This is a genomic window from Leptospira idonii (assembly GCF_004770995.1).
GTDB classification, from domain to species: Bacteria; Spirochaetota; Leptospiria; order Leptospirales; family Leptospiraceae; genus Leptospira_A; species Leptospira_A idonii.
Genome location: NZ_RQHW01000055.1, coordinates 1 through 6,833, shown reverse-complemented (window position 1 = coordinate 6,833; position 6,833 = coordinate 1). Strand labels below are relative to the sequence as shown.

The window sequence follows — 6,833 nt, the reverse complement described above, 5'->3', positions numbered from 1 at the left end:
AGCTCTGTGCCAGTCCCTAACGTCCCTTTGGGACTCAGGGTCAGGGGACTTCGGTAAGCCTAGTTCGTTATGCGAAAGCATTTACATTGAAGGAATAAAAAATGACTAAAAAATTAAAAAGAACCTTGATTATGTTGGTTTTTGCGTTAATCGGTTTTGCAATGTATACAATGTCATTGATAATTGATCAAAATACAATATTAAAAAACATTAATATCAACCAAGTATTATCTAATATAGGTGTTTTTCTAATAATTGTACCAACTATGCAGTTCTTTTTTGATTCAATTTTTCAAGATTTATTTTTTGAAAAAATATTTATTGGTGTTCTTGGGTCTTTAAAGATAAAAGAATCTGGAATTATAAGTGCAACAAATGATTCTAAAGAGATTAACTCAGAAGATTTTTTAAAATCAGAAGTACTCATAATTGGCTTCCATTATTCTACAAGATTTATAGAAACACATCACTCTACAATTATAGAAAGGAGTAGGAATAAATTGCACACTACTATTCTTTATTTAGATCCAACTTCAGAGGCTTCAATTTTTCTTCAAAATAACGAATCAACTAACTCAAACCCTAATGATCAAATTCAGAAATTAAAAAATCTCTTCGAAAAAGCCACCGAATTAAATAGAGAATATCTAAAATTAATACCTCATAAATCAATATTAAAATACTCTTTTATTTTAACTGATAATTACGTCTGGATTAAATTCTATACTAACCAGAAAGGAGTATTTACGAAAATACCCGCAATTAAAGTCACCTTAGAATCTCCCATGTATAATTTCTTCAAAAAAGATATAAACGGGTTCTTAAATGCATAATTTACAAATCTTAAACGATTATATAAATATTTTCGGTGAAAATAAATTAGTAGAGTTATTAACTGAAAAAATTAAAGAAAATGAAGGAGAAATTTTGACAATTATTGCAAATAAAACTCATCACTTTACCCCGACAGAATACCTACATGGAGATATATTTATAGCTTCCGAAGGAAATTTAGATTTTAGCAGCAAAGATTCTATAATTTTAACCTATAAAACTATTCTCAAAGGAGTATTGAATAAATTAAAAGAGAAATCCTGGAAAAAAATATATTTAATTCCGTCCGGTCATTCAACACTATCTCTTCAAATTAAAGCACTGGTATATCATACAGTAAGACTGGAAACAATTGATCTTTTCTATTCAAAAGGTATTTACCATGAAATCGATATTTATTATAGAGATATTTAATAAAAATGCCTTCGCATAACAGCGACTAACCGCTTCACTTCGGGACTGGCGCCCTCGTTCGGTCTACGACACATAGGCTTTTGGCACTCCTCTTGCTTGCGCAAGCGTCGTGCCAATCCCTAACGTCCCCTTCAGGGACTCAGGGCCAGCCTACGTCGGTTAGTCTAGTTCGTTAGCCGAAAGTCAGCAATTTATATTGCTCAAGAATATTGTGAAATAAAGACGGACAGAAGGTAGTAAAAAAAAGTAAATTGCCAGGATTTCCAAATTCTTTTAGCTAAATCAGAATGAAAAAGTCTGACTTTTTTTATTCCGTAGCTTGACATAATAATATATACTATATAATATATATTATTATGAATAGAGCAAAATTATTCAAAAACGGTGATAGCCAAGCCATCAGACTTCCTAAAGAATTCAGATTTAGCGGCAAGGAAGTCTATATCAGAAAAGACGGAGCAAATGTCATTTTATCTCCTATCAATGATGCTGTTGATAGGCTCTGGAGCATCTTAGGGCAGTTTCCTGACAACATCGAAATTGAAAGAAATCAGCCTAATGACTTCGATAAACGTGAAAACTTATGAGCCAATATTTATTAGATACAAATATTTGTATCTATATCATTAATAAAAAACCCGAAACTGTTCTAAAAAAATTTAAGAAAATTAGCCTAGATAATATCTTTATCTCCTCAATTACGGAATTCGAATTACGATATGGAGTTGAAAAGAGCCAAAGGCATGAACAAAATTTGAGACTATTAGAAGATTTCCTTGGGTATCTTAATATCATTTCTTTTGATGGAAGTGATAGCAATGTAGCTGCTAATATTCGAACTAGGTTGGAGAAGAAAGGCGAAGTCATCGGACCATATGACTTACTAATTGCATCTCAAGCAATTGCAAGAGAACTCATTCTTGTTACTAATAATGAAAAAGAATTCAAGAGAATCAAAGAAATCCAATTAGAAAATTGGATTCATTAACCTTGCTGACCATCGGCTAACAACGGCTTACCGCTTCGCTACGGGATTTGCTTCGCAAACCCTTGCTCGGGCTGAAGCCACATTGGCTTTCCGTCACGCTTCTCGCTGAGCAAGAAGACGTGCCGTCTGCCAACGTCGGTAAGCCTAGTTCGTTATACGAAATGGCGAAATTCTGATTAATTAAGAAAAAATCTTTATTGACTAAGAATATATCACGGTATATACTTTTCCAGTAAGGTTCTAGGTCTATGCAAACTGCCAAAATATTTCTAAATGGGAGAAGTCAAGCTGTCCGACTTCCAAAAGAATTTCAATTTAAAGGCGAAGAGGTCTTTATACAAAAGCTTGGAGATGCTGTCATTCTTGTTCCAAAAAACAAGGCTTGGAATGCTTTTCTCGATGGTCTGAATGGATTTACAGACGATTTTTTAAAAGAAGGAAGGAGCGAATTACCTGAATCAGAAAGAGACACTTTTTAATGTTTCTTTTAGATACAAATATTTGTATTTTTCTTATAAAAAAGAAAAATCAAGCTCTACTTAACAAGATAAAGAATAACTATAACAAAGGAATTTTCATTTCTTCGTTAACTCTAGCTGAGCTCGAATTTGGTGTAGAAAATAGTGAACAAAAGGAAAAAAATAGACTCTCTTTAATCGAATTTCTATCCATATTCGAAATATTACCATTCGAACAGAAAGACACGCAAGCTTTTGGATTAATTAAAGCTGATCTAAAAAAATCAGGTAATTTGATTGGCTCTGTCGATGCTTTACTAGCTGCTCAAGCTATTTCAAGAAATCTAACTTTTATTACTAATAATACAAAAGAGTTTAAGAGAGTTAAAAATCTGAAAATTGAAGATTGGTCTTTATAACAATCGCCACTTCGTATAACTACGGCTTACCGCTTCGCTGCGAGACTCGCACAGCTCGCTCTTGCTCGGGTTTCACCACATTGGCTACTGTCACTCCTCTTGCAAGCGCAAGCTTCGCGCCAGCTTAGCCAACGTCGGTAAGCCTAGTTCGTTATGCGTCATTTCCTAAACTTACATTATGAATGAAAATTCCGAAGATATACTTACAGATTTTATTGAAAAATTAAATTCATTAATTATATTATTGAGATTCTCAAGAGAAGAAATATACACAAAGCTTCCTCATCACTTCCTTCTTTGGGGGGAAGGTGATGAAGGAGAAATTAATTATCTAAAATACAAAGAGCAAATTCTCGATTCTACAACTATCTTGGGTTGCTCTTACTTCGAAAACTTCCTACAAGATTTCTTCCGCACATTATACAGACAAAATCCCGCTTCATTACCAAATAATAGAAAAATAGAAATAGATTTTATAAAGACAACTAGCACATACGAGGAAATACTAAATTATATTATAGATAACGAAATCCACGATCTTTTTTACAAAAGTATTACTGAAGTAATGGAAACTCTGATCCAAAAATTTGGATTCTCTATCTCAAAAGAGAATATTTCCAAAATACAAACAGGATTTTTAATTCGTAATTGCCTGATTCATAATAAGAGGCGATATGATCATAAACTTTCAGAAAAATTACAAAAACCAGTGTCTACTCAAATAGATTTTAATGAAAATGAAATTCATGATCTTGGATTAATTTTTAGAGCTTTTTCAAGAGACATATATGAACAAGCCATTGAGAAAAATATAATTCAACCGCATTAATGAAATCTCTAAAAGCTCTATCATTTCGTGATCAACTTTTAAAAAATAATTAATAAAAGCTTTGCTTGGCATAAACGACCATATCTGGATCGTCTTACCATTTCCACTTTCTTCTCTTTGAAAAAAAGGAAACGACGCATAACTACGGCTTACCGCTTCGCTGCGAGACTCGCACAGCTCGCTCTCGCTTGGTCTACGACACATTGGCTACTGTCACTCCTCTTGCAAATGCAAGTGTCGTGCCAGCTTAGCCAACGTCGGTAAGCCTAGTTCGTTATGCGTCAGTTTTTATAATCTGTCTCACAAACCAAAAATAACAATAAAAAGCTTTAAGTATGTGATATACGAAAGCTCAAAAAATCATAAAGCTCTTATCAATAATCAATCAATATGAGGAAAAAATGCCAATACCTGTAAAAGTTCAAGAAAGACTAACAAACTCTATTAAAAAATTTCAACCAGTCCTTAGTTCTGCTAAAACCAGAGATGTTAATGAATCTGATACTGTCGTAATTATTACAGATATCCTTTCTGAAGTCTTCGGATACGATAAATATTCGGAAATCACTACTGAACATGTTATAAAAAAGACATTCTGTGACTTAGCCATCAAAATTGATGGCAAAATTAAATTACTGCTCGAAGTAAAAGCAATCGGTCTTGACCTGAAAGATGATCATATCAAGCAAGCTGTTGATTATGGTGCTAATTCTGGTATCGAATGGGTTATTCTTTCTAATGGCATTATTTGGCAAATTTATAAAATCACTTTCGCTAAGCCTATTGATAAAGAATTAGTCTATGAAATCAATTTTCTCAATATCAATCCAAAGAATGAAGATCAACTGGAGCCAATCTACTATCTTTGCAAAGAAGCATTAGGAAAATCTCTACTAGATGAATATCATTCACAAAAACAAGCTCTAAGTAAATATTATATTGGTCAAATGTTGCTTACGGAAACAATTCTTGATGTTATAAAAAGAGAATTAAAAAGAGTCACTCCTGGAGTTAAGATCGAAAATGAAGAAATTGAAGCTGTTTTAAAAGCGGATGTCATAAAAAGAGATCTTCTCGAGGGAGATAAAGCTCTTGAAGCAAAGAAGAAAATTCAGAAGGCTGCAAACAATTACATTAGGAACGTAAATACATCATCAAAGAAAGAATCTAAGGAAAGTAGTCCTACACCTACGGCGACACCTCCAATAGAAGTACCTGCTCCCCAATCAGAGCAAACTACTACAGAAACACCAAAAACCGACGCATAACTACGGCTTACCGCTTCACTTCGGGACGGCACAGCCGCCCTCGTTCGGGTTACACCACATTGGCTACTGTCACTCCCCTTGCAAAAGGCAAGTGTCGCGCCAGTTTAGCCAACGTCGGTAAGCCTAGTTCGTTATGCGTCAGTTTTTAAGACTTAGAGAGTGAAAAATTATCTTATAAAAGTTTGAAGGGAAAATATTGCCTGTATTAGAGATTCAATTAAAAATTCCAATTGAGGTAGATCATCTAGTAGGAGCTCCCGCTTTAACTTTCTCTCATTGGCTGCCAATAGGAAAAGAAAATGGAATAAATGCGATTAAAGAGGAGATGGAAATTAATCTTTGGTTTGAAATTGAATCAACATGGTGGGCATCCAGGCCAACAAAAGAAGATATTCCTAAACGAGTAAACGTTCTAGCTCACTATATTAATGCAACTATCATCATCAATAATTTACCTAAGGATTTTGTCCAGTTTATCGAAAGTCAATCACTACCAAATCCTAAAGAGAATCCAAGCGATGAAAGATATGAACGTATGGAAACTTTAGGATCAAAAATCATCATCAATACAATCAATCTTTACAATCGTTTAATATCGTATATCAGAAATAACAAAGGCCAATACTGGCTACGAAACTTTGAACTCAACTTGAACTTAATTTCACAAGTTTACATTAGAACCCAAGCTAAAGCAAAAATAGACAATAGTAACTGGTTCCGATTTCAGCCTAATCGTAAAAATGTCATAAAAGTAACAACGCCTGATCAGAAAGCATATATCAAAGAAGATGAATGGAACAATATTAAAAACTTTGTTCTAAGTGATCAAAAAACTTCACTCGTTGGGGAGCTATTTTCAACAGCTCAACAATTAGCTGGAAATGGATATCTAAGAAATTCAATTATTGATGCAGTAACGGCTCTAGAAATAGTAATATCAGAATTCAAAAATTCTGATAAAGCTAATGCTCTTTTAGCTAAAAAATTTAACGAAAGACTCAATACAAAAAATTTAAAAAACCAGATCGAACACTGCGGATTTAGTGCAACAATTGGCTATTTGTTACCACTACTATTAGAGGAAAATGAGCTACCAACAGAGCTAATAAGACAATGCCAGAATGCAATTATGCTTAGGCAAAATATAATACATAATGGACAACGTAATGTAGAAGAAGCATCCGTAAACCAGCATATCGCAAATATTAAAACAATATGCAACATTCTAAGAGTCTATATTTAGCAAAACAAAAAAAACCGACGCATAACTACGGCTTACCGCGTCGCTGCGGGATTCGCTCCGCTCACCCTTGCTTGGGTTACACCACATTGGCTACTGTCACTCCTCTTGCAAAAGCAAGCGTCATGCCAGTCTAGCCAACGTCGGTAAGCCTAGTTCGTTATACGAAATCGCAAAAATCTTTTTGACATTAATGTGTAAAAAAAAGATATTGACAAATATCTCATTTTGAGATATTCTACCCTTGGTGCACATTATCAGCTGGAAGCAATTGGATGATTTCATTAGAAAATATCCAAACTCCGGGTCTTCCCTAAAAAGCTGGTTTAAAATCGTTAAAAACACTAATTTTAATGACTTCAATGATTTAAGGAAAGTTTTCA

General features: G+C 33.9%; 9 protein-coding genes. All 9 read left to right on the top strand.

Features of this window, described 5'->3' with window-relative positions; genetic code table 11:
- The first annotated feature begins 101 nt into the window (after window positions 1-101).
- The 9 genes from EHS15_RS15935 to EHS15_RS15895 all read left to right on the top strand — a co-directional run bounded on the left by EHS15_RS15935 (window position 102) and on the right by EHS15_RS15895 (window position 6,453).
- Window positions 102-833, top strand: coding sequence for a hypothetical protein (locus EHS15_RS15935; RefSeq protein ID WP_135761586.1), 732 nt, complete (start codon window positions 102-104; stop codon window positions 831-833).
- Window positions 826-1,248: a hypothetical protein gene (locus EHS15_RS15930; RefSeq protein WP_135761585.1), complete on the top strand. Its 423-nt coding sequence runs from the start codon at window positions 826-828 to the stop codon at window positions 1,246-1,248. The genes EHS15_RS15935 and EHS15_RS15930 overlap by 8 nt, the downstream gene beginning before the upstream one ends.
- A 356-nt stretch (window positions 1,249-1,604) precedes the next feature.
- Window positions 1,605-1,835 carry an antitoxin gene (locus EHS15_RS15925; protein ID WP_135761584.1) on the top strand — a complete coding sequence of 77 codons (231 nt, stop codon included), beginning with the start codon at window positions 1,605-1,607 and terminating at the stop codon, window positions 1,833-1,835.
- Window positions 1,832-2,236: a type II toxin-antitoxin system tRNA(fMet)-specific endonuclease VapC gene (vapC, locus tag EHS15_RS15920; protein ID WP_135761583.1), complete on the top strand. Its 405-nt coding sequence runs from the start codon at window positions 1,832-1,834 to the stop codon at window positions 2,234-2,236. The genes EHS15_RS15925 and vapC (EHS15_RS15920) overlap by 4 nt, the downstream gene beginning before the upstream one ends.
- Window positions 2,237-2,484: 248 nt before the next feature.
- On the top strand, window positions 2,485-2,715 hold the full coding sequence (gene vapB / locus EHS15_RS15915) for a type II toxin-antitoxin system antitoxin VapB (protein ID WP_135761582.1): 231 nt from the start codon (window positions 2,485-2,487) through the stop codon (window positions 2,713-2,715).
- Window positions 2,715-3,113: a type II toxin-antitoxin system tRNA(fMet)-specific endonuclease VapC gene (vapC, locus tag EHS15_RS15910; RefSeq protein ID WP_100787887.1), complete on the top strand. Its 399-nt coding sequence runs from the start codon at window positions 2,715-2,717 to the stop codon at window positions 3,111-3,113. Before vapB ends, vapC (EHS15_RS15910) begins: the two co-directional genes overlap by 1 nt.
- Window positions 3,114-3,291: 178 nt before the next feature.
- The gene (locus EHS15_RS15905; RefSeq protein ID WP_135761581.1) at window positions 3,292-3,942 is read left to right on the top strand and encodes a hypothetical protein; all 651 of its coding nucleotides are present in this window, start codon (window positions 3,292-3,294) and stop codon (window positions 3,940-3,942) included.
- Between the two features lie 401 nt (window positions 3,943-4,343).
- A complete protein-coding gene (locus EHS15_RS15900) occupies window positions 4,344-5,210 on the top strand; it encodes a type I restriction enzyme HsdR N-terminal domain-containing protein (RefSeq protein ID WP_135761580.1) in 867 nt (288 codons plus the stop codon).
- Between the two features lie 196 nt (window positions 5,211-5,406).
- On the top strand, window positions 5,407-6,453 hold the full coding sequence (locus EHS15_RS15895) for a hypothetical protein (protein ID WP_135761579.1): 1,047 nt from the start codon (window positions 5,407-5,409) through the stop codon (window positions 6,451-6,453).
- Window positions 6,454-6,833: the final 380 nt, after the last annotated feature.

Coding starts and splice junctions, on each gene's coding strand:
- vapC (WP_135761583.1), top strand. CDS start 1,832: ATGAGCCAATATTTATTAGATACAAATATTTGTATCTATATCATTAAT.
- EHS15_RS15930 (WP_135761585.1), top strand. CDS start 826: ATGCATAATTTACAAATCTTAAACGATTATATAAATATTTTCGGTGAA.
- vapB (WP_135761582.1), top strand. CDS start 2,485: ATGCAAACTGCCAAAATATTTCTAAATGGGAGAAGTCAAGCTGTCCGA.
- EHS15_RS15900 (WP_135761580.1), top strand. CDS start 4,344: ATGCCAATACCTGTAAAAGTTCAAGAAAGACTAACAAACTCTATTAAA.
- vapC (WP_100787887.1), top strand. CDS start 2,715: ATGTTTCTTTTAGATACAAATATTTGTATTTTTCTTATAAAAAAGAAA.
- EHS15_RS15935 (WP_135761586.1), top strand. CDS start 102: ATGACTAAAAAATTAAAAAGAACCTTGATTATGTTGGTTTTTGCGTTA.
- EHS15_RS15905 (WP_135761581.1), top strand. CDS start 3,292: ATGAATGAAAATTCCGAAGATATACTTACAGATTTTATTGAAAAATTA.
- EHS15_RS15925 (WP_135761584.1), top strand. CDS start 1,605: ATGAATAGAGCAAAATTATTCAAAAACGGTGATAGCCAAGCCATCAGA.